This is a genomic window from Ilumatobacteraceae bacterium, assembly GCA_033344875.1.
Taxonomy (GTDB): Bacteria; Actinomycetota; Acidimicrobiia; order Acidimicrobiales; family Ilumatobacteraceae; genus Ilumatobacter.
Genome location: JAWPMO010000001.1, coordinates 1,536,162 through 1,557,133, shown reverse-complemented (window position 1 = coordinate 1,557,133; position 20,972 = coordinate 1,536,162). Strand labels below are relative to the sequence as shown.

General features: G+C 69.5%; 20 protein-coding genes. 10 read left to right on the top strand and 10 right to left on the bottom strand.

Annotation, left to right across the window (positions count from 1 at the left end):
• Window positions 1–48: 48 nt before the first annotated feature.
• Entirely contained in the window at window positions 49–3,321 is a 3,273-nt protein-coding gene (locus R8G01_07375; GenBank protein MDW3213798.1) for a CotH kinase family protein, read from the bottom strand.
• A 69-nt stretch (window positions 3,322–3,390) separates the two neighbouring features.
• Here R8G01_07375 and R8G01_07370 point away from each other — a divergent pair, with 69 nt between their 5' ends.
• Both R8G01_07370 and R8G01_07365 read left to right on the top strand, forming a co-directional pair.
• Window positions 3,391–3,966, top strand: a complete 576-nt coding sequence (locus R8G01_07370) for a DUF3499 family protein (protein ID MDW3213797.1) — start codon at window positions 3,391–3,393, stop codon at window positions 3,964–3,966.
• 3 nt (window positions 3,967–3,969) lie between these two features.
• On the top strand, window positions 3,970–4,434 hold the full coding sequence (locus tag R8G01_07365; GenBank protein ID MDW3213796.1) for an SRPBCC family protein: 465 nt from the start codon (window positions 3,970–3,972) through the stop codon (window positions 4,432–4,434).
• On the opposite strand, the gene R8G01_07360 is transcribed toward R8G01_07365, so the two are convergent.
• Window positions 4,412–5,203 (bottom strand): ABC transporter ATP-binding protein, encoded by a 792-nt coding sequence (locus tag R8G01_07360; protein MDW3213795.1) that lies wholly within the window; start codon window positions 5,201–5,203, stop codon window positions 4,412–4,414. The genes R8G01_07365 and R8G01_07360 overlap by 23 nt on opposite strands.
• A 75-nt stretch (window positions 5,204–5,278) precedes the next feature.
• Between R8G01_07360 and R8G01_07355 the strand changes: the two genes are divergently transcribed.
• From R8G01_07355 to R8G01_07345, 3 genes are read left to right on the top strand one after another with little or no spacing between them, the layout of a single operon-like run.
• Window positions 5,279–6,493, top strand: coding sequence for a peptidoglycan DD-metalloendopeptidase family protein (locus R8G01_07355; GenBank protein ID MDW3213794.1), 1,215 nt, complete (start codon window positions 5,279–5,281; stop codon window positions 6,491–6,493).
• 17 nt (window positions 6,494–6,510) lie between these two features.
• Entirely contained in the window at window positions 6,511–7,455 is a 945-nt protein-coding gene (locus R8G01_07350; protein ID MDW3213793.1) for a phosphotransferase family protein, read from the top strand.
• Window positions 7,452–7,805 (top strand): DUF6285 domain-containing protein, encoded by a 354-nt coding sequence (locus tag R8G01_07345; GenBank protein MDW3213792.1) that lies wholly within the window; start codon window positions 7,452–7,454, stop codon window positions 7,803–7,805. The genes R8G01_07350 and R8G01_07345 overlap by 4 nt, the downstream gene beginning before the upstream one ends.
• Window positions 7,806–7,824: 19 nt before the next feature.
• Here R8G01_07345 and R8G01_07340 read toward each other — a convergent pair whose 3' ends face one another.
• Together R8G01_07340 and R8G01_07335 are read right to left on the bottom strand one after the other, a co-directional pair.
• Window positions 7,825–10,311, bottom strand: a complete 2,487-nt coding sequence (locus tag R8G01_07340; protein ID MDW3213791.1) for a hypothetical protein — start codon at window positions 10,309–10,311, stop codon at window positions 7,825–7,827.
• On the bottom strand, window positions 10,304–10,774 hold the full coding sequence (locus R8G01_07335; GenBank protein ID MDW3213790.1) for a sigma-70 family RNA polymerase sigma factor: 471 nt from the start codon (window positions 10,772–10,774) through the stop codon (window positions 10,304–10,306). Before R8G01_07335 ends, R8G01_07340 begins: the two co-directional genes overlap by 8 nt.
• An 86-nt stretch (window positions 10,775–10,860) precedes the next feature.
• On the opposite strand from R8G01_07335, the gene R8G01_07330 reads away from it, so the two are divergent.
• The 4 genes from R8G01_07330 (at window position 10,861) to R8G01_07315 (ending at window position 15,024) form a co-directional block, all read left to right on the top strand.
• Window positions 10,861–11,697: a DMT family transporter gene (locus tag R8G01_07330; GenBank protein MDW3213789.1), complete on the top strand. Its 837-nt coding sequence runs from the start codon at window positions 10,861–10,863 to the stop codon at window positions 11,695–11,697.
• A 190-nt stretch (window positions 11,698–11,887) separates the two neighbouring features.
• Window positions 11,888–12,871, top strand: coding sequence for a serine hydrolase (locus R8G01_07325; protein ID MDW3213788.1), 984 nt, complete (start codon window positions 11,888–11,890; stop codon window positions 12,869–12,871).
• A 36-nt stretch (window positions 12,872–12,907) separates the two neighbouring features.
• Window positions 12,908–14,185: a lysylphosphatidylglycerol synthase transmembrane domain-containing protein gene (locus R8G01_07320; protein MDW3213787.1), complete on the top strand. Its 1,278-nt coding sequence runs from the start codon at window positions 12,908–12,910 to the stop codon at window positions 14,183–14,185.
• The gene (locus tag R8G01_07315; GenBank protein ID MDW3213786.1) at window positions 14,182–15,024 is read left to right on the top strand and encodes an A/G-specific adenine glycosylase; all 843 of its coding nucleotides are present in this window, start codon (window positions 14,182–14,184) and stop codon (window positions 15,022–15,024) included. The genes R8G01_07320 and R8G01_07315 overlap by 4 nt, the downstream gene beginning before the upstream one ends.
• Window positions 15,025–15,039: 15 nt before the next feature.
• Here the strand turns inward: R8G01_07315 and R8G01_07310 are convergent, their stop codons facing one another.
• Genes R8G01_07310 through R8G01_07290 form a run of 5 tightly spaced genes read right to left on the bottom strand, consistent with a single transcriptional unit; the run spans window position 15,040 to window position 19,290 of the window.
• Window positions 15,040–15,564, bottom strand: a complete 525-nt coding sequence (locus tag R8G01_07310) for a GNAT family protein (GenBank protein ID MDW3213785.1) — start codon at window positions 15,562–15,564, stop codon at window positions 15,040–15,042.
• Window positions 15,565–15,620: 56 nt separating this feature from the next.
• Window positions 15,621–16,145 (bottom strand): UGSC family (seleno)protein, encoded by a 525-nt coding sequence (locus R8G01_07305; GenBank protein ID MDW3213784.1) that lies wholly within the window; start codon window positions 16,143–16,145, stop codon window positions 15,621–15,623.
• Window positions 16,146–16,174: 29 nt separating this feature from the next.
• Window positions 16,175–17,644, bottom strand: a complete 1,470-nt coding sequence (locus R8G01_07300; GenBank protein MDW3213783.1) for a thioredoxin — start codon at window positions 17,642–17,644, stop codon at window positions 16,175–16,177.
• A 58-nt stretch (window positions 17,645–17,702) separates the two neighbouring features.
• Window positions 17,703–18,515 carry a phytanoyl-CoA dioxygenase family protein gene (locus R8G01_07295; GenBank protein MDW3213782.1) on the bottom strand — a complete coding sequence of 271 codons (813 nt, stop codon included), beginning with the start codon at window positions 18,513–18,515 and terminating at the stop codon, window positions 17,703–17,705.
• A 40-nt stretch (window positions 18,516–18,555) separates the two neighbouring features.
• The gene (locus R8G01_07290) at window positions 18,556–19,290 is read right to left on the bottom strand and encodes a class I SAM-dependent methyltransferase (GenBank protein ID MDW3213781.1); all 735 of its coding nucleotides are present in this window, start codon (window positions 19,288–19,290) and stop codon (window positions 18,556–18,558) included.
• A gap of 121 nt (window positions 19,291–19,411) precedes the next feature.
• Here R8G01_07290 and R8G01_07285 point away from each other — a divergent pair, with 121 nt between their 5' ends.
• Window positions 19,412–20,329, top strand: a complete 918-nt coding sequence (locus R8G01_07285; GenBank protein ID MDW3213780.1) for a DMT family transporter — start codon at window positions 19,412–19,414, stop codon at window positions 20,327–20,329.
• Here the strand turns inward: R8G01_07285 and R8G01_07280 are convergent.
• On the bottom strand, window positions 20,319–20,921 hold the full coding sequence (locus R8G01_07280) for a hypothetical protein (GenBank protein MDW3213779.1): 603 nt from the start codon (window positions 20,919–20,921) through the stop codon (window positions 20,319–20,321). The two genes, R8G01_07285 and R8G01_07280, sit on opposite strands and share 11 nt — an antisense overlap.
• Window positions 20,922–20,972: the final 51 nt, after the last annotated feature.

The following is a 20,972-nucleotide window of genomic DNA, read 5'->3' as shown; positions in this document are numbered from 1 at the left end:
CGCTCACCGGGGACTCGTCGTTCTCCGGTGGTGTCGCCGCCCGCGAGCTCAGCGCAGACGACTGTCGAGGAGACGCTGGTCGGGCACGTCCTCGAAGGCGTCGCCGACGAAGTAGCCCTGCAGGTCGGCGACGATGTGCGCCGGTGCCAGCGTGTACACGCACGCGCTCCCCTCGGGCCCGAACTCGACCGTCGTGAGCCCGTTGCCGGTCGCTCCGGGGCGGTCGTAGTTGACGTTCGACGTCGCCCCTGGCGTGCCGTCGCACGGGAGCACCTGGAGGTAGCCGGGAGCCTGGGTCTGCGTCGCGACGAGCGAGACGATGCCGACCGATTCGGGTCGTCCACGCAACACCGTGAGCGAGCGGGCGGCGGGGGCGGGCCCACCGCCGTCTCGCGTGTCGACGAGGCGTTCGTCGTCGACGTCGTCGAACGCGTCGGCAGCGAGGTAGCCCTGCACGTCGGCGACGACGTGGGTGGCGGCGCTCGTGAACACGCACGCGGCACCCCGGTCGTCGAACTCCACGAACGCCAACGCCGACACGGTCATGCCCGGCCGGTCGAAATTGAGGTTCGAGGTGGTGGGCGCCTTCGCGTCGCACGGGATGATCGCCACGAACCCGGGTGCCGACGTCTCGGTCGCCACGAGGCTCACGATGCCCGTCTCGTTCGGACGCCCGCCCGAGATGGTGGTGACGGCACCGTCGGCGAGCATCCGACCGGTGCGGGAGTCGATCAGCCGATGGTCGTCGACGTCGTCGAGGGCGCCGTCGCGGAAGTAGCCCTGGACGTCGGCGACGACGTGCGTTGCGGCGAGGTTGAACACGCAGGCCGTTCCGTCGTCGGCGAACCGGGTGAGCGCCAGCGTCGAACGGGTCTGACCGGCGGCGTCGACGTTGAGGTTGGAGGTCGCGCCCGGATCGTCGTCGCACGGGAGCATCTGGAGGTAGCCCGGAGCGGCCGTCTCGGTCGCGACCAGCGACACGAAGCCCGACCGGTCGGGCTCGCCCGAGATCTCGCTCAGGACACCAGGCGGCAGCTTCGTCCAGGCGGTGACGAGGTCGCCGGCCCGGTTGCGGAGCGTGAGGCCCTCCTCGGCATCGCGCACCGACTCCTCGAACACACCGGCGACCAGGACGCCGCGGTACGCGTCGCGCAACCAGGGCACGTCCTCGTGGGCGAAGATCGCCGACCGTCCCGCGAGGAGCACCGTGCCGCCGGGGATCGTCAGGTCGAGCTCGGGGATCTCGAACCCGGAGAGGTCGACCGAGTCACCCGACACGTTGCGGATCGACACGTGCTCGACCCCGTCGTATCGCACGTCGTCGATGATGACCGCGGGGACGGCCGGCTGTGGGTTCGGGGCGACGCGACCACTCGCGGCCAGCTCGACGAGGATCCGCCGGTGCTGCGGCACCACGAACGAGTCGATGATGCGCCTGCCCTCGGCGGTCGGGTCGGCGGCGCCGCCGTACGTGCCCCACACTGCCCGGTCGGCGACGGCCTCTGGCCGGATCATCGCCGACAGCTCGTTGACCCGATCGCTGAGGGTGGACGGGTTCAGCTGCTCCTCGGTCAGCGTGCGGACCCGTCGCCGGACCATCGCCGACAGTTCGGTGTCGAAGAAGAACGTCTCGAAGAACGGTCCGCCCGGGTGCTCGAAGTAGCCGCCGACGTACACCCTGCTGTCGAGCGCGCCGAAGACGTTCGACCATCGCCGGCCGAACGTGAGGTCGTAGTCGTTCTGTTCGACACCCACCCGTCCGTACTGGTCGAACACCAGGCGGTAGTTCTTGTGGCCGTAGTCCTGGTTCTGGATGACCATGCTGGCCGCCAGGATGTTCACGACCGAGGGGACGTCGACGTTGTCGTAGATCCAGGTCCGCTCGGACACCCCGCTCAGGCTGTTCACCGAGGCGATGAAGCGACGCAGCTCGTCGTCGTCGAGGTACTCGAAGGTCTCCTTGTCGTAGCGCGCTCGCAGGCTGTCCTGGGACCGGTTCGCGTCGTTGGCGGCGAGGAGGCCGTACAGGTTGTCGGGGCCGACCTCGTACACCTCGGAGTCGTCGAGCCCGTACCGGTCGCGGTAGGTGCCGTCGGGCTGCTCGACGTAGGTGTACAAGCCGAGGAACTGGTTGTTCCGCTCGAACCGGACCGGGAACGCCTGCTGTGCCGCTGCGCCCGCCGCCGTCATGAACTCCGATGCGAGGGTCTCGCGAAGGAACGACTTGTCGGCCCACGCCGAGTGCATGCCCCACTCGTCGACGTCGTCGGGGAAGAGTTCGTCGTCCTCCAGGTCGTAGCCGAACGGCAGGATGATCTTGAACTTCTTCTTCGGGAACGTGCGTGACACCTGCCCCTTGACCCGGATCCTGGCGTTGTCGAACACCTGGCCCTCGTAGGCGAACACCATCGGATAGCCGTCGTCGCCGGAGAGGGTGATGTCGGCGGCCATCGTCTCGAAGTCGTCGTCGGGCATGAAGATCTCGAACAGGGGGAGCTCGGTGTCGACGCTCCTGGCAACGGTCGTGCCCCGGTAGGTCGACCCGTCGCCCTGACGGGGCCAGCTGCCGGTCCGGCCGCCCTTCGACGACGTGAGGCGGTACCTGACGAGCGACCCGGCCGATTGACCGGGGATCGTCCCGGTCGCCACCCCGCCGGTCACGGTCATCGGAACCACGATCTCCGGGCCGAACCCGAGGCGGTAGCGCAGGTTCGCTCCCGACGCGTACTTCAACTCGGCGGTCACCTGGATCGGGGCGCCGGCTGCCGGGAGTTCGGTGTGCTCGACGTCGGAGAACGACGGGAGCAGGCCGGCCGCGAGCGAGGCGTTCGGGGTGCCCGGCGTCGGCCCGCGCGATTCCCAGTTGCCCGGCGTGTTCGACTCGGCATTCGGGTCTCGACGCTGCAGCGAGTCGCCCTCGCCGTCAGCGCTCGCCGGCCACTCCTCCTTGTCGTCGTACTCGACGAAGTCGACGGTGGTCCCCGAACTGTCGAGCAGCGTGATGTCCTCGCCGCCGTTCGAGAGCGCACCCTCGTACCGGTCGCCGGTGACGATCAGGTAGCCGTTGGCAGCGATCGAACCGCCGCCGGGAAAGCAGAAGTCGATGCCGTCGATGCACCAGCCGCTCAGGTCGACGTTCGACCCGCTCGCGTTGAACAGTTCGAGGTACTCGCTCGCCGGGTTGTCGTCGAGCGGGTTGTAGTACAGCTCGTTGATCACGACCCGTGGCGTCGCCGCCTGCGCCGGCGCCACCGGTGTGGCGACGATCGCTCCCGAGGTCGCGAGCAGTGCTGTCAAGGTGATGTGGATCCGTCGCCGCATCGGTCCAAGGTAATCCAACCCATCGCGACGGATCCCGAGTCGGCGGGGTCTCCGAGGTACATTTGTCCTGTGTCCAAGCTGTGTGAGCGTCCCGGATGCTCCGAGGTCGGAGCCGCGGAATACGGCATGGTGCCCGAAGATCTGCTGTTCTGGATCGCTCCGATGGCGGGTACACCCCACGACGACCAGAACGTGCTCTGCCTGCGACACGCCGACGCGATGAGCGTGCCACGTGGATGGACGCTCGACGATCGTCGCGAGGAGGTGCCGCGGTTGTTCATGCCGCGGTCGGCCCGGACCACGGCCCCGCCGGCCCGAGTGGTTCGCCCGGCCCGGCCGGCCCGTCCGAAACGAGCGCGTCGGCCCGAACCGGTCGAGCAGTTGATCATCGACGGCACCGGCGAGATCGAGCGGCCGACGCTGCCGACCGACGCCGGCGAACCGTCACCGGTCGCCGAGGCGGAACCCCCGCCCGAGACCGCCGCGCCTAGGGAGTCGCCGGATTCGACACCGGACGAAGCGTCCGCAGGCGGTGGCCCGTGGCGTCCGTCGTTCGACCAGGACAACGACCTCGACGGTCTGCTCGAAGTGTCCAGCCCGCTGCTCGCTCGTGCGTTCCGCGGTACCGACCGCCCGCGTGGCTGATCCGTGAGCTTCCGAACCACCGAGTCGGTCCTCGTCCCGGCGCCCCCGGCCGAGGTGTTCCCCCACGTCGCGACGCTCGACCGGTACCCGCCGTGGCTCCGCCTCGTGCACGAGGCCGAACCGACGCACGATGCCGAGCCGGACCAGGGCCCCGCATGGACGGTCGAACTCCGTGCCCAGGTCGGGCCGTTCGCCCGTTCGAAGCAGCTCCGGATGGTCCGTCGTGCACACGAGCCCGACCGCCACGTCGAATTCGAGCGGGCGGAGATCGACGGTCGCCAGCACGCCCGCTGGGCGCTGAGCGTCGACATCGAAGAGACCGCCGACAGCGCCTCGATCGTGACGATGCACCTGGCCTACGACGGCGCACTCTGGACCGGCGGGCTGCTCGACCGGGTCCTCGACGAGGAGATCCGTCGGGGCAGGGCGGGGTTGACCGCGCTGGTCAGCGGCGAGCCCACGCACTGAGCCGGCCGTCGGCCCGGCGTTCGAGCGCCAGATCCATGCCGAAGCAGTCGCTCAGGGTCGACGCGGTCAAGGCGTCGTCGAGTTCGCCCTGCGCGACCACGTGACCATCGCGGAGCAGCAGGGCATGCGTCACGCCGGCGGGGACCTCGTCGACGTGATGGGTCACCATCACGAATGGTGGCCCATCGGCGGCGAGGTCGGCGAGCGCGTGCACCAACTGCTCCCGACCGCCGAGATCGAGCCGTGCCGACGGCTCGTCGAGCAGGATCACCTCGGGATCGTTCATCAACGTGCGGGCGAGCAGCACCCGCTGTTGCTCGCCCGACGACAGTGTCGCCAGCGCCCGGTCGGCGAACGAACCGACCTGCATCCGGTCGAGACAGGAGTGGGCCTGGGCCCGATCGGCGTCGTCGTACCGATGCCACCACGGTTCGAGCGCTGCGTGCTTCGCCGTCATCACCACGTCGAGCGCCGTCAACTGCTGACGGAACTGGGTCGCCAGGGCGGCGGACGCGTAACCGATCCGACGCCGGAGCTGTCGCACATCGGTGCGTCCGAGCGTTTCGCCGAGCACGCTGACGTCGCCCGCCGACGGGTGCTCGTACATCGCCGCGATCCGCAGCAGCGAGGTCTTGCCGCTCCCGTTCGCACCCAGGACCAGCCAGCGCTCGTCGCTGCGGACGTGGAGGGTGACGTCGTCGAGGATCCGTCGACCCGAGCGCTCGAACACGATGTCGTTCAGTTCGAGTGCCGGTCGGCCGATGGACATACGTGCTGTGTAGCGGACCGGCTGCGCCGCGGCATGCCCGTAACGGAACTGCAATGCGAGATACGCTGCCCCGCGATGAACCCGGCCGCCCGCCGATGCCTCGCGCTCACGCTGAGCGCCCTGCTCCTCATCGGTGGAGCCGCGCCTGCGATCGCGCAGACCGACGACGACGCGGCCGAACAGGCGGCTCGTGAGATCTCCGAAGCCCGCGACCGGGCGAACCAGGCCGCCGAAGACTTCTTCGCCGCCGAGACACGACTTCAGTTGCTGCAACTCGACCAGGAACGACTCGTGCTCGAACTGGAAGACCTGGGTGAGTTGGTCGAAGAACTCCGTCGTGCGGTCGAACTCGTTGCCGTCAACCGGTTCGTGTCGAGCGGCGCGTCGGGCATCCCGATCCTCACCGATCTCCGTCAGCCGACCGAACAGTTGCACGGCGACGTGCTCGCCACGGTGGTCGCCGAGTCCGGAGCCACCACGCTCGACGACTACGACGCGGCCCGTGACGCACTCGACGAGAAGCAGGCGCAGCTCGAAGACTCCCAGGCAGCGGTCATCGCACAGCAGATCGAACTGAAGCAGCTGCAGGCCGACGCCGAGGCCGAGGTGGTCCGGCTTCGCGAGATCGAGTCCCAGCGCCTGGAGATCGAGGCGGTCGCGATCGCGCTGGCGGCGCAGGCCCGCGACGAGCAGCGTCAACTCGAGGAGTTGCAGCGCCGCCAGGCCGAGGCGGCCCGCGGCGCATCGCCCGCCTCCGGCGCCGCTGCTGCGGTGTTCTCGGCCGCGACCTCCGACGGCACGACGGCCGGCAACCTCGGTGCGAGCGGCGGCGAAGCCGGTGGCCGCACCGGCGGTGGCGGTGCCGGCACCAATCCACGAGCGGCCGGTGACGGCTACATCGACGCGATCATCTGTCCCGTCCTGGGTGGGTCGGCCTACGGCAACACGTGGGGTGCACCCCGCAGCGGCGGCCGTCGTCATCAGGGCGTCGACATGCTCGCCCCGACCGGCACCCCGCTGCAGGCCGTGGTGTCGGGCTTCGTCGACCATCGCAGCAACAGGCTCGGTGGGATCACGATCTCGCTGCGCGGCGACAACGGCAACCGTTACTACTACGCCCACCTCGTCGGCTACGAGGGCCTCCCGGGCCGGGTCGAACAGGGCCAGGTGATCGGCTACATCGGCGACACCGGCAACGCGACGGGCACACCGCACCTGCACTTCGAGATCCGACCCGGCGGTGGCGTACCCGTCAACCCGTACCCCTCGGTTCGAGGCGCCGGCTGCTGACACGCGAATCTGTCGGCATGGAGCCGTCGGACCGCGAGATCGTCCGCGACACGCTCGCGGCCGCACTCGGCACCGACGACGTCGCCGATGTCGCTCGTCTGACCGGCGGAGCGTCCCGGCAGACGTGGCGGGCCGTCGTCGACGGCCGAACCGTGATCGCACAGCGGCAGCAGCCCGAATCCGAGCGCGACATGCGGGTCGAGGCCGAGGTGCTCCGCGCGGCCGAACGCGGCGGGGTCGCGGCGCCCCGAGTACTCGCGTGCGTCGAGGCGACCGACGGGGTGGTCACGCTCGTCACCGATTTCGTCGGCGGCGAGACGATCGCCCGACGACTGCTGCGCGACGACGAGTACGCGAATGCACGCAGCCGGCTGACGGAGCAGGTCGGTCGCACCATGGCGCGCCTGCACCGGATCGACGTGGCCGAGACGCCGGAGCTGGAACGGGTCGACGAGTTCGCCCTGTACCGGGAACAGCTCGACGAGCACGGCGAGCCGCACCCGACGTTCGAGTTGGCGCTGCGTTGGCTCGAGGAGCGACGTCCCTCCGGCGACCGTGAGTGCATCGTCCACGGCGACCTCCGGCTCGGGAACGTCATCGTCGACCACGACGGGCTCGCAGCGGTGATCGACTGGGAGCTCGCCCACATCGGCAGCCCGCTCCAGGACCTCGGCTGGGCCTGTGTGCCGGCGTGGCGCTTCGGGTCGCCGCTCCCGGCGGCCGGTGTCGGTACCCGTGAACAGCTGCTCGACGCCTACAACGCCGAGGCCGGCACGTCGTTCACCCTCGATGACCTCCGGTGGTGGGAGGTGTTCGGCATCCTGCGCTGGGGTGTGATGTGCATCACCCAGGCGCAACGGCACCTGTCCGGCTCGACCCGCAGCCACGAGCTGGCCGCGATCGGGCGGCGGGTCTGCGAGAACGAGCACGATCTGTTCCTGGCGCTGGAGGGTCGCTGGTGAGCGCCCCGCACGATCGTCCGACCGCCGCCGAGCTGGTGGAGGCCGTGGGGGAGTGGATCCGTCGCAGTCAGATCGACGGCGAGATCGAGCCCAACCGCTTCCACGCCCGGGTCGCGGCGAACATGCTGGTGATCGTGGAGCGAGAACTCGCTCTGGGGGCGGCCCAGGCTCGCGCTCACACCGCTCGGCTCGAACAACTGGGCGTCGCGGATGATGCCGAGCTGGCAGCAGCGATCCGGTCGGGCGAGCTCGACCACCGCGCCGACGAGGTCCGCGAGCTCGTGTGGGCGAGCGTCCGAGACAAACTCGCCGTCGCCAACCCGAAGTACCTCGACCGCCCCGACACGTGACCTACCGCGACGCCAGCCGTCAGCCGGCGCAGCGACGGGTGGTGTCGGCGATGTCGGTCGCTGTCAGGGTGACCGTTCGTTCGAGCTGTGCCGCCGGGTCGATCGACGTGACGCCGATGACGAGATCACCGGCGAGGTCACCCGGGACCGGGACCCGTACCTCGCTGCGGCCGGTCGTGAGCGCGATGCTCCGGGTTGCGAGTGGCGCCCCGTCGGTGTCATGAACCACGACGACCACCTCGCGTTCGATCACCGTCTCGAACGGGACGATGAGATCGAGTCCACCCGCGACCTCACTGCAGTCGACGAACACCGGCTCGAACTGTTGGAATGCCAGTCCGCCTTCGAGCAGGTCCCCCGACCTGACATCGAACGTCGTCTCGTGCGCAGCCGGGAGACCCGCTGGATCGGTGGCGGACACCTGTACGACGTCACCGGTGGCGACTCGGTCGACAGCGACGACGAACCCGTAGACGATGCCGACCTCGTCGCACGTCACAGCGGGTGATCGCTTGAACCTGACGGCGACCTGGCCTGCCTCGACGTCCACGCCGGCGACCACCGGTGGACACGAGTTGCCGAACACCGACACCGCCACGACGAACTGCTCCTCCAGGTCGACGTCGAGCGGTCCGGCGTCGTTCTCGAGTTCGGCCAACGAACCGGCGTCGACGGCGAGGTGTGGCAGCCCGGTGAGTTCTGTGTTCCAGGACTCCGACAGCAGCCGCCATCCCGGGCCCGCATCGACTCCGGTCTGCGCGGTTGGTCCGCACTCGGCGACCAGGCGGTCGATCTCCTCCTGGCTCAGTTCGAACGGCCGTCTGAACTCGGCGGGAGGATCGGTGGACGACGCGACGATCTCGCCCGGCTCGGCGGAGAGGAGGGACAGGTCCAGTCCTCCGCCGACGGTGAGCGGTGCGCCGGAGCCGCCCACCTCCCAGACGACTCGGCCGTCGATGCGGAACTCCAGGCTGAAGCTGCGCGAGTCGACGGAAGTCACGGGCACGCTGAGTACGGGGCCGCCCGGATCACGGCAGTCCGCCGAGATGCCGTCACCGATGCGGAGGCCTCCGGCGACGAGTGCTCCGTCCTCGACGCGGTACGTGATGTCGTCGACCGTGCGGTCGCGGCTGCTGTCGAGTGAGTCGACGCGCTCGGGAACGACCAACCTGACGGTCTCCCCGAGGCGGCCGCGATCGATCTCGATCACGAACGCGTACGAGACGAGGCTCAGACGGCAGCCCGTCTCGGTGGCCGGCTCGAACCGGGGCTCGATCCAACCCCCGGTCGGGGAGAAGGGCGTCGCCAACGGCGTCAGGCACGGGCTCGACGTCGTGACGAACGCGATCACCACCGAGGTGTCGAAGTCGACGGGAGCCAACGTGGAGGTCCCGATCGTCTCACCGAGTTCGGCGTAGCGGGCGTCGTCGACCACCAGAGTGGGGAAGCCCTCGAAACCGCCGCCCTCGACGCGGGCCAGTTCTCGCCATCCGTCGCCGGCCGGTGCCTCGGAGGCGCTGTCATCCGGTCCGTCGTCACGGCTCGTCTCGCCGCCCAACGGGGCGACGGTGACGATCTGGCCGAACTCGTCGAACTCGGCCAACAGCGGCCCGAAGAACCACCTCGTGATGTCCGGCTGCGTCGACCGCACGGCCGTGGACACCCCGCTGCTGTTGCAGGTGGCGAGCTCCGGAAGTGGCGTGACCGAAGTGTTCGGCACGATCGAGCACAGCGTGCCGACGCCGTCCCGCACGACCAACGTGGCATCGAGCAGCCGCCAGATCGGTCCGCTGAACGACAGGGTCGCCAACTCGTGCAGGTCGAGCAGGGGGACCCCGGACAGATCCGGTGGGTCGACGAGCACGACCGGTGGGTCATCGGGCTCGCCGTCGAACTGCTTCGCGGTGGAGACGAACAGCTGCACTTCGCCGGCGTCGACGACGCCGGCGAAGCCGACGAGGTCCGCCGTGCGCGGCCCGTTCAACGTGCGGCCGTGCGCGTCCCAGACGTACTCGCGGCCGACGAACGACCGACCTCCCTCGGTCGGCTGCACGAGATGTCCGAGACCCTCGACCGGATCTCCGTCGTCGGCCTCCGAGCGAGGTCTGACCGCGTTCAGCACCGACACGGTGCCGTCATCGTGGTGCACCACCCACACGGCCCCGAACGTTCCCGTGTGCAGTCGAGGCTCACCGACGGCAGGCAGAGGGAGGACGACGTCGGTCGCGGTCAGATCGGGCTCACTCGGTTCTGGGTCCGACCCGTCGCCACTCCCGTCGTCGACCGAGTTGACCGGAGCGACGCTTCGTTGGTCGGGTCGCGCAATCGCCCAGACACCGACCACGCCGGCGATCAGGAGGGTCGCGACGGCAGCCGGGAGGAGCCATCGCCGTTTCGCCGGCACGTCGTGCGAACGATGTCGCTCGAACATCAGTCGACTCGCGGTCATGTCGACGGTCGGGGCCAGCGCCGTGAGACGAGCGGTGAGCGGATCGTGTTCAGGCATCGGAGACCTCCCCGAGTTGTTCGCGGAGACGCCGGCGGGCGTCGTGGAGATTCGACTTGACCGTGCCGGGTGCGATCTCGAGCGCGGCCGCGACGGCGTCGACCGAGAGGTCGGCGAGGTAGTGGAGGCAGACGGCAGCCCGCATCTTGTCGGGGAGTTCGGCGATCGCCCGCCGCAGGTCGAGCAGGTCCTCCGTCAACCCGGCGTCGGCGACGGGCCGGATCGTGGCGAGGATCTCGCGTCGGCGCGCGCGGTTCCGCTTCCCGTTCAGGAGCCGGTTGATCGAGACCCGGCGGACCCATGCCGCCGGATGGTCCAGTGCCGCCACCCGTGACCAGTCGTGGTCGGCCTGGATGAACGCTTCCTGCACTGCGTCGGCGGCGGCCTCGGCCCCGAACGCGACGCCGAGCGAGCGAACGAGCCGCTCGTATTCGCGCTCGAAGAGTTCGGTGACGTCGGTCATGTCGTTCACTACACCCGCCGGCGGTGCGTTCGGTTGGGTCACCGCCGACCGACGCTCATCTTGCCCGGTCGCGGTAGGTTCCGCCGGTGCCTGTCGTCGTCTACGGCCTGCTGGCGGCCCTGCTGATCGGATCGTCCGACTTCCTGGGTGCACGGTCGGCGGGTCGGACGACGGCGTTGCAGACCACGACAGCGGCGTTCCTCGGCGGTGCGGTCGCGGTGGCCGCCTTCTCGCCGGCGCTGGGAACCCTCGTGGCGCGTGACCTCTGGCTGGGTGCGATCTCCGGCGTCGCCGCCGCCGTGGCGCTGACGGCACTCTGGCAGGGGTACGCCCGGTCGAGCATCGGCGTCGCCGCGCCCGTCGCCGCCGTGTTCTCGACCGGGCTGCCGGTCATCTACGAGGCGCTGCGCGGCGACGCCCCTGGCGGTCTCGGATGGGCCGGCCTCGTCGTGGGCATCGTCGCCCTGGTCCTCACCTCGTGGAACCGGCGTCGCAGCGACACCGGCGACGAGGTTCGGGCGGGGGTCGTGCTCGGCTCGGTGGCGGGCGTGGCGTTCGCCGTCATGTTCGTGGTCGCGATCTCCACGTCGGAGGAATCGGGCACCTGGCCGGTCGCCGCGCAACGCGTGACGGCGTTCGTGCTCGCCGTCGGCTTCGGGCTGTCGACCGGTCGTCGACCGTTCGCCGATCTCGCATCGGTCCGCTGGAGCCTGCTGGCCGGTGTGTTCGGCGCCTGTGGTGTCGCGTCGACCGTGTACGGCGGACAACGGGGACCGGTTGCGCCGGTGATCGTCGCCGGCTCGATGTACCCGGCCGTTGCGGTCGGCCTGGCCTGGCTGTTCATGCGGCAGCGGCTCACGCGACGCCAGGGCGTCGGACTCGTGGCAGCACTGGTCGGTGTCGCGCTCATCGCCGCCGACTGATCACGAGTTGTGCCTGGAGGATCAGCGGATAGGTCGCTCCGCTCCTTTTGATTCCGCTGATTCCTCCCCGTATCCATTGGGAGTGTCGAGCGGCCAGGTTTTGCAGAGCCTCACCTATCCGCTCGACCTCCTGGCACAACTCGTGATGGCCGGCACCAACCGTCCGTTTGCGAACGTCTAGCTTCCGGGTATGACGCTGCAGCGCCGCATCGACGAGATCTTCGCCCGTCCGGAGGAGCAGGGGATCAGCCTCGCGGCGGTGGTGATGCACCGCGGCGAGGTGGCCGCGGAGCGGTACGGCACGCAACCGCCGAACGACTTCGGGCCGGCCGTCGACCTCGACGCCGAATCGACCCTCATCTCGTGGAGCATGGCGAAGTCGATCACGCACGCCGCGGTCGGCGTGCTCGTCGCCGACGGTCGCATCGACCTCGAGGCCCCGGCTCCGATCGCGGAATGGCAGGGCACCGACAAGGCGAAGATCAGGATCATCGATCTGCTCGAGATGCGTCCGGGGCTCGAGTTCGTGGAGGACTACGTCGACGGCGAGACCTCGCACTGCATCGCCATGCTGTTCGGCGAGGGTGCGGCCGACCACGCCGGCTACGCCGCGGCGCTGCCGCTCGTCCACGAGCCGGGCACCGTCTGGAACTACTCGTCGGGCACGACCAACATCATCACGAGGATCATCGGCGACATCGTCGGTGGCGGTCGGGATGGGATGGAGCGGTTCCTGAGCGAGCGGCTGTTCGAGCCGGTCGGCATGTCGTCGGCGATCCCGAAGTTCGACGACGCCGGCACCTTCGTGGGTTCGTCGTTCGTCTACGCGACCGCTCGCGACTTCGCCCGGTTCGGTGAGCTCTACCGCCACGACGGGGTCACGCGCACCGGTCGACGGATCCTCCCCGAGGGGTGGGCCGACCACGGGCGCACCTTCGTCGCACACGACCCGACCGACGACCTCACCAAGGGGTTCGACTACGGCCGCCAGTGGTGGATGTGGCCGCAGTACGCCGGGTCGATCGCCGCCCACGGGTACGAGGGCCAGTTCATCGTGGTCGTCCCCGACCGAGAACTCACCGTGGTACACCTCGGCAAGACCGACGTGGGCGTCCGACGTCATCTCGTCGAACAACTCGACGCCCTCATCGCCGCCGTTCCGATCACCGCATAGGCTGATCCGGTCGCCGTGCCCAGCGACCGTGTGCCGATGACCAACTCCTCCGCCTCTCCGGGTAACGACCCATCCAGCGAGCGTGTGCTGCTGACCGGTGAGCTGCCCCTGGTCGACTCGGGCGGCAAGTCGACCAGTCCGCGGCGCTTCCGGTTCACGCTGAAGCTGCTCGCGTTCGCCGCAGTCATCTACTACTTCGTGATCCCGATGATCCCGAAGTTCACGAACGCATGGTCGGAGCTGGGCCGGGTCGAACCGTTCCTGCTGGTGCTCGGACTCGGCCTCGAGTTCGTCGCGCTCTACTGCTACGCACCGCTCATGAAGGCTGCGCTCGGCGACGCCGGTGAGCCGCTCTCGCACTGGCGCCTGTTCCGGATCCAGATGAGCACCCGTGCGCTGTCGAGCATCGTGCCGGGCGGGAGTGCGGCGAGTTCGGCGCTCGGCTACCGCCTGATGACGCTGTCGGGCGTGTCGGGACCCGACGCCGGGTTCGCGCTCGCCACCGTCGGCCTCGGATCGGCCGTCGTGCTCAACATGATCCTGTGGTTCTCGCTGATCGTGTCGATCCCGATCCGCGGGGTCAACGCGTTCTACGGCTCGGCGGCGCTCGCCGGGGTGATCGTGATGGGGCTCGCTGCTGCACTCGTCTTCGGCTTGATGGAGGGGCAGGGTCGATCCGAACGGATCATCCGCTGGATCGCCCGAAAGCTGCGGATGGACGACGACAAGGCGGCCGTGGTGCTGCACCGTGTCGCCGAGCGGCTCGAACAGCTGATCAGCGACAAGACGCTGCTCGGCCGGGTGGCGTTCTGGGCGGCGCTCAACTGGCTGTTCGACGCCGCAGCGCTGTGGGTGTTCCTCCGAGCGTTCAACATCACGATGGACGTCGACGCGCTGATCATCGCGTTCGGCATCGCCAACGTGGTGGCCGCGATCCCGATCACCCCGGGCGGACTCGGGTACGTCGACGCCGGCTACGTCGCGATGCTGACCGGCTTCGGTGCCGGGGCTCGACGGGCGACGCTCGGCGTCGCGTCGTACCGGTTCGCCCAGTTCTTCTTCCCGATCCTGCTCGGCGGTCTGCTCTACCTGTCGCTGCGCGTGGGCCCGTGGTCGATCGAGCGGCGCGACCGTCTGATCCGGCTGCGCGACCTCGCCGAGGAGGAGACGAGGCGCGGCGAGTCGAAGATCGACTTCCAGCTGCGGTTCCCGACCCGCGACGACACCGGTGAACTCATCCGGCGGCCGCCGACCACGCCGATCCAGCGTCAGCAGGAGCGGTTCGAGCGGTGGCGCCGCAACCGCAAGCGGTGAACGACTTCACCGGAACGGTGCTCTCTTGGGGCGCACCCCGCCTGCGCGATCTGCCGTGGCGCCGAACTCGCGACCCGTGGGAGGTGTTGGTCAGCGAGGTGATGCTGCAGCAGACCCAGGTCACCCGGGTCATCCCTCGCTGGGAGGCGTTCTTGGTGCGGTTCCCGACGCCGGCCGTGTGCGCCGGTGCGGCGCTCGGCGACGTCCTGCGCGAGTGGCAGGGGCTCGGCTATCCGCGCCGGGCCCGCAACCTGCACGCCACGGCGCAGCAGGTGACCGAGCTCGGTGGCTTCCCCCGCGACCTCCCCGGATTGTTGGCCTTGCCCGGCATCGGGCGGTACACGGCGCGGGCGGTCATGGCGTTCGCGTTCGAGCTGGACGCGGCCGTCGTCGACACCAACATCGCCCGCGTGTACGCCCGGGTGGCGGGGGAGCGGCTGACGCCGAAACGGGTCCAGGCGATGGCCGACGACGCCTGCCCCAGCGGCGACGCCTGGGCATGGAACCAGTGCCTGATGGATCTGGGTGCGGTGCTGTGCCGACCGACGAACCCGGCCTGCGACGAGTGCCCGGTCCGGGCGATGTGCGCGTGGGCGGGCGGCGCCGGCCCCGACCCCGCGGTGGGCTCGAGCGGCGTGAGCGGCAAACAGGCCCGGTTCGAGGGGAGCGATCGTCAGGCCAGGGGCCGACTGATGAAAGCACTGTCCGATGGGCCCGTCGGGCAGGACCGGGTCGCCACGATCATGCAGCGCGACGCGAGCGTTGCGGCCCGTCTCGTCGACGACCTCGTCGCCGACGGGCTGTGTGTCTCCGGACCCACCGGTCTGACCCTGCCGTGAGCCGGGCCTGACGGATCACCGCGAGCTGCGGTCGCTCGCCAGCATGTCCATCAGGAGCCCGTCAGCCCACGTTCCGTCGCTTCGCAGCTCGTACGAGCGCAGGATGCCGACCGGACGGAAACCGACCTTCGAGTAGCAGCCGATCGCCGCTCGATTGTCGGCCGCAGGGTCGATGGTCAGCCGGTGATGTCCTCGTTCATCGAAGAGGTGGTCGACCAGTGTGCGGACGGCGTCGGTCGCATGGCCTCGACGATGGACGGCCGGGTCGATGTAGATGTCGATCGACGCGTGGCGGTACTCCGGGTCGGTCTCCTCGGTGTACTGGATCAGGCCGATGATCCGGCCGTTCGACGCGACGATCGTGAAACGGTGGACGTCGCCGTCCGTGAGATCGGCATCGAACTCGGCCTCGAGGTCGTCGCCCCGCCACCGCCGATACACCTCGTCGGTCGACCTGATCGCGACGAGCGCACCCCGGTCGTCGTGCGTCGTCGTTCGAAGTGCTACCTGCTCACCGTGCAGCACGACACGCTCGTTCACGACGGCGATGATCCGACGACCGACCCGAGCGTGTACGAGGTCCGCACACACCGCCGTCAACCGGCCGTGATCTGACTCACGATCTGGTCGAACGCGGCGTCGGCGTAGGCGATCATCTCGTCGTCGGTCCGGTCTTGGATCGGGTGGGGTGTGAACACCCGCGCCATCGCCGAGTAGCCGAGCGACTTGGACTGGGACTCGGCTGCGGTGACGAACTGGTCGGAGGCGACGAACACCCCGGGCAGACCGCGGAGTTCGAGATCACTGATGTCGTGCACACTGCACGACGTGCAACTGCCTCAATCGGCGAGTGCCTCGATCACGACCTGGCACTCGGTGGCGATCTCGTGGCGGAGATCGACCGGCGCCGGCTTGGCGAAGGTCGGCTTCTTGTAGCGCTTGACGCTGGCTCCGATCCCGACCAACCGCTGCTCGATCCGGTCGAGGAACACGTTGCCGCGCGGTTTGGAGATGTCGAGCAGTCCGACCGTGAGCCCGTCGAGCGATGCCGGCCGGGCGAGTCGCGCCCGCTCGGCGACGGACTGTTCGCCGGTGGGGTCGAGGATGGTGCGGGTGCTCATGGTGGGATCCTCACGTTCGGTGCTGCAGGTCAGTATTGCACTGCTCGGGTGACGGGCTTCGAGCCGGTCTCGCCGTTGACCCATCCGGGGATGATCGACGAGAACAGGCCGGCACCGCCCCCGGCGTAGGCGAGCATGAGTCCGTCGGGTCGGAACTTCGGGAGCGAGGTCGGCCCGGCCGACGTGTCGGGCGCGAGGAAACCGGCGGCCGCCTGGGCCGGAATGCCCTCCTCGATGCCGCCGGCCCCGCGCACCAGTTCGTCGAAGGGTTGAGTGAGCCGCACGTGCAGTTCGAAGACGATGCGGTCGCGATCCCAGCCCGCATCGGCGAACACCCTGGCGTGCTCGGGGCCCATGACCAGGATCGCGTCGAACGCCATCACGAGCTTGTGATGGTGCATCGCCTGCAACTGGTGGGCGAGGGTGTTGGCGAGGCTCTCGGGTGTGCGCGAGATCTGGTCGACGATGCCGCGCGGCCCTTCCCCGGCGAACACCGTGATCGCGTCGACGTCGCCGTCGAGCCCGCGCTGGGCCGCGAGCGTGCCGTACGGGGACTCGTGATCGGCCTCGGCGAAACAGAAGCCGATCTTGCCCGGGTTGCCGTGGGCGGCACGGTCGACCTCACCGGGGCGTCCACCGCCGATGTTGCGGACGACGAGTTGGAGTGCCCTCCCGATCGTGGAGTTCGCGCGGTTGCCCTGACCGAGGGCGTTGATGCCCGAGTTCATGCCGATCTTGCGGGTGCCCGGCCCGCTGCAGACCAGCACCGGGCCGACCGGCATCGTGGTCGCGAGCAGCCCGTGCATGTTGAACTCGTCGTTGCACACGGCTTCGACCGCGGTGATGACCCATGGCAGGTACTCGGGGAGGCAGCCGGCCATCACGGCAGCGATCGCGACCTTCTCGACCGTCGCGTCGATCAGGTCGGGCGGCACGTTCGCGACGACCTCGTCGGGCGGACGTGTCGTGCCCCCGAGCATCTTGATCACGCGCTCCTCGGTCGGCGGCACCACGGGGAGCCCGTCGCTCCATCCGCGGGTGAACATCATCTCGATGTCGTCCTCGGCCTCCGCGACCTCGATCCGACGCGAGCGCAGGATGCTGCCGCCGTGCCGGACGGCGAGCTCGTCGACGAGGTCGGGGTCGACGCTCTTCGACCCGCACCCCGGTCGCATCGGCGGGAGACCCTGACCGAGTCCGTCGAACCCGGTGAACTCCTCCCAGGCGGTTCGCAGCCACCCGAACGTGCGGTCGACCTCGGCGCCGCCGTCGACCCGGATCAACGTCGGCACGGTCTCGATCTCGTGGTGCCAACTGACCGCCAGGTCCTCGTCGTGGATCGCCGCCGGGTCGCCGGGGAAGTCGGGGTCGTCCTGCGAGTAGACGGTGAGCTGGGTCAGCCCGGCGAGCTGTTGCAGCACCGGCACGACGGTCTGGCAGGTCTCGCAGTCGCGCTTGACGACGACGACGAGACCATCGGGCAGCACCGGCTTGCTCATGTCCGCGACCGTATCGCTCATCGCGATCGAGGCCGTCAGCGGGTGGCGGCCGGCCGGCTCAGACGACGAGCGGAAATCGGGCGTCGTCGAGTTCGTCACCGACCGACAGCCCGTCGGCCTCGTAGGGCGGTGAGACCTGCCACGGGCGCTCGGCCCACCGGGCGTCGTCACCGACCCACCGCAGGCTGACCGCACGGCGGCGTCGTGCCGTCGACGCGTTGCCCGGCGCATCGTGCAACGTGCGGTAGTGGAACACGACGACGTCGCCGGGCTCGGTGTCGAACGAGACCGTCCGGTAGGTGTCGGGCTCGTCGGCGATCATCCGGTCGATGTCGGGGAGCAGTTCGTAGCGGTCGCTCTCGGGCGCGTACGGGGTGTGGTCGATGAACTTGCGAGGGATGAACCACCGGTTCCAGCGATGCGAACCCGCCAGGAAGCGCACGGCCCGATCGTGGGGGACGGGGTCGAGCCCGATCCACATGCTGACGTTCTGGTCGCCGTCGACCGAGTAGTACGGCTGGTCGTGGTGCCACGGCGTCCGCTCGGACGCGCCCGGTTCCTTGACGAGGACGTGTTCGTGGAAGAACCGCACCGTGTCGGATCGCATCAACCGGGCGGCCACACGTGCCAGTCCGCTCTCGAACACGACCGCTCGGTACTCGGGCACGTTCGGCCAGGTCACGTAGTCGGTCCAGAACCCCACCGACTCGTCGGGATTGGTGTACCGGTGCGACCACTCGCTGGGATGGGTGCGGTTGTACTCGACGCCGGCCGCGAGCTGTTCGATGAAGTCGGGCGAGAGCGCGCCCCGGAGCACGGCGGCGCCGTCGCGTTCGAACGTCTCCACGTCGGTCTCGCTGATCAGGGCCACGTGGGAAGTCTCGCACGACCGGCCGAGGAGGTGACGCCGGTCAGGCCGAGAGCTGCCAGACCGAGACGTGGCTCGGCGACGAGTGGGTGAACACGTCGCCGTCCCAACCGCCCCACCGGTGCCGCAAGCGCATACCGGCGAGCTGCGCCATGAGATCGAGCTCGGACGGCCACACGTAGCGGAAGCGCCCGGAGACCCGCGCCCCCTCCTCGTCGTTCGGTCGGTAGTGGTGCGAGACGAACACCTGGTCGACGGGGTCGACGTACTCGTCGATCCCGATGTGATCGTCGGTGACCGAGAACGGACGGAAGCGGCTGGGCTCGTGGCGCCGCGGCGGGTCGGGCACGCCGACCTCGATCACGAAGTGTCCGCCCGGCTCGAGGTGGGCCGCAGCGTTCCGGAAGCAGGCGACCTGGGCCCCCTGCGTGGTCAGGTTCCCGATCGTGTTGAACACGAGGTACACCAGCGAGAACGTGCCGGGGACCGGCGTCGATGTCATGTCGCCGACCGTGACCGGGATCGAGTCGCCGCCCGGCTTGGCCCGGAGCTCGGCGAGCATCGGTTCGGAGAGCTCGATGCCGTGCACCTCCACGCCGCGCTCCGTCAGCGGCAGCGCGACCCGGCCCGTACCGATCGCGAATTCGAGCGCTGCGCCGCCACCGGCCAGTTCGGCGAGGCGGCCGGTGGTGGCCGCGAGCAGGTCAGGGTCGAATCGGTCGGCCACGCGGGCGTCGTACGTGGCGGCGACCGTCGGGTCGAGGTGCTGGTCGGGCATGACGTCACGTTGGCACACCGGTCGTATCGGACGGGGAGGAGTTCGCGGCGGGTCGGGCCGGACACGAGGTCCGAAACCCTCCAGGCACCGGTCGGGTTCCGGACATAGCGTGCCGGGCACGATGAGCGCACCGTCCACCAGCCCTCCGGTCGCCCCGGAAGACGTCGAGCTCGGACCGATGGACTGGGTCGCGATCGCGATTCCCGGCTTGATCTGGGGATCGAGCTTCTTCCTCATCGCCGAAGGACTCGACGCGTTCTCGCCGTACCTCGTCACGTGGATGCGGATCGCGTTCGGCCTCACGGTGTTGGCGGCGGTTCCGGCTGCCAGGCGGCCGGTGCCGCGTGATGCGTGGCCGATGATCGCGACGCTCGGCCTCGTGTGGATGGCGCTGCCGTTGACGTTGTTCTCGCTCGCCGAGCAGCGGGTCTCGTCGAGCGTGACCGGGATGCTGAACGGAGCCAACCCGATCTTCACTGCGGCCGTCGCTGCGGTCGTCGTGGCAGCGTTCCCACCGCGACGCCAGCAGATCGGTCTGCTCGTCGGACTGGCCGGCATCGTGTTGATCGCGCTGCCGTCCTGGTCGGACGGCGGCTCGAGTGCCGGCGGTGTGTTGATGATCCTCGGGGCGCTCGGCTGCTACGGCATCGCCCTCAACCTGGCCGGCCCGGTCCAGCGTCGTCTGGGTTCGCTGCCGGTGATCATGCGTGGCCTCGCGGTCGCGTTCGTGCTGACCGCTCCACTCGGTCTGGCCGGCATCGGCGAATCCGAGTTCGTCTGGCGGAGTGCGGTGGCGGTCGCAGTGCTCGGGGCGCTCGGCACCGGGCTGGCCTTCGTCCAGATGGCGTCGAACGCCGGTCGCTACGGGGGCACCCGTGCGGCATCGACCACCTACCTGATCCCGGCGGTCTCGCTGTTCCTCGGCGTCGTGTTCCGGGGTGAGTCGGTCGAGGCACTGGCGGTGATCGGCAGTTCGATCGCCGTGTCCGGGGCGTACCTCGTGAACACGTCGGCGCCGGCGACGAGACTCAGGCGCTGAGCACGTCGAGCAGCACGTCGTCGGGTGCGAGCTCGGGGTCGGCGAGCACGCTGGCGCGTTGACGGCGCGACGGCTCCCGGCTGAACGCCCAGATGTCGACGTGGCGTCCCCAGGCCGCGGTGCCCCACCACGGGTGGCGGGCGTTCACGCCCCGGATCACGGCCAGGTTGAGGAGCGCCATCTGGCCGAACGTCTCGGCCCCCTCACAGGCCGAGTTCGCCCGGTCGAGGGCGACGGCACGGACGTCATCCCAGGCGTCGCCGCAGACTTCGGCGGCGGTGCGGCCGTCGGGCATCGCCACCCGCCGCGGGTCGATCACGAGTTCGCGGAGTGCGTCGAGCCCGTCGGGGCGGTCGATCAGCGGACGCGCCTGTTTGGTCAGGACGGTCGTGGCCCGGTGGAGCGACAGATCCGGGGCTGCTGCCAGCGGATCGATGAAGTGATGGAGGGCGACGCCCACCGCGGCGACCGTCGCCCGATCGGTCAGGCGATCGAACTGCGCGATCGCACTCGCCGTGGCACCCGGTCGAGTGGTGGCGCCGGACGACCGTGGTGATCCTTCGTGGATTCGGGTGGTCTCCGTGGTGATCATGGGGCGGTCCTCGTGAGTCGGGCGAATGTCAAGAACGTGTCAACAACCACA

What these genes read in the sequence shown, in the direction of transcription:
- R8G01_07375 (MDW3213798.1), bottom strand. Translation starts at nt 3,321, where the DNA reads ATGCGGCGACGGATCCACATCACCTTGACAGCACTGCTCGCGACCTCG.
- R8G01_07360 (MDW3213795.1), bottom strand. Translation starts at nt 5,203, where the DNA reads ATGTCCATCGGCCGACCGGCACTCGAACTGAACGACATCGTGTTCGAG.
- R8G01_07325 (MDW3213788.1), top strand. Translation starts at nt 11,888, where the DNA reads ATGACGCTGCAGCGCCGCATCGACGAGATCTTCGCCCGTCCGGAGGAG.
- R8G01_07285 (MDW3213780.1), top strand. Translation starts at nt 19,412, where the DNA reads ATGAGCGCACCGTCCACCAGCCCTCCGGTCGCCCCGGAAGACGTCGAG.
- R8G01_07290 (MDW3213781.1), bottom strand. Translation starts at nt 19,290, where the DNA reads ATGCCCGACCAGCACCTCGACCCGACGGTCGCCGCCACGTACGACGCC.
- R8G01_07340 (MDW3213791.1), bottom strand. Translation starts at nt 10,311, where the DNA reads ATGCCTGAACACGATCCGCTCACCGCTCGTCTCACGGCGCTGGCCCCG.
- R8G01_07335 (MDW3213790.1), bottom strand. Translation starts at nt 10,774, where the DNA reads ATGACCGACGTCACCGAACTCTTCGAGCGCGAATACGAGCGGCTCGTT.
- R8G01_07280 (MDW3213779.1), bottom strand. Translation starts at nt 20,921, where the DNA reads ATGATCACCACGGAGACCACCCGAATCCACGAAGGATCACCACGGTCG.
- R8G01_07300 (MDW3213783.1), bottom strand. Translation starts at nt 17,644, where the DNA reads ATGAGCAAGCCGGTGCTGCCCGATGGTCTCGTCGTCGTCGTCAAGCGC.
- R8G01_07350 (MDW3213793.1), top strand. Translation starts at nt 6,511, where the DNA reads ATGGAGCCGTCGGACCGCGAGATCGTCCGCGACACGCTCGCGGCCGCA.
- R8G01_07320 (MDW3213787.1), top strand. Translation starts at nt 12,908, where the DNA reads ATGACCAACTCCTCCGCCTCTCCGGGTAACGACCCATCCAGCGAGCGT.
- R8G01_07355 (MDW3213794.1), top strand. Translation starts at nt 5,279, where the DNA reads ATGAACCCGGCCGCCCGCCGATGCCTCGCGCTCACGCTGAGCGCCCTG.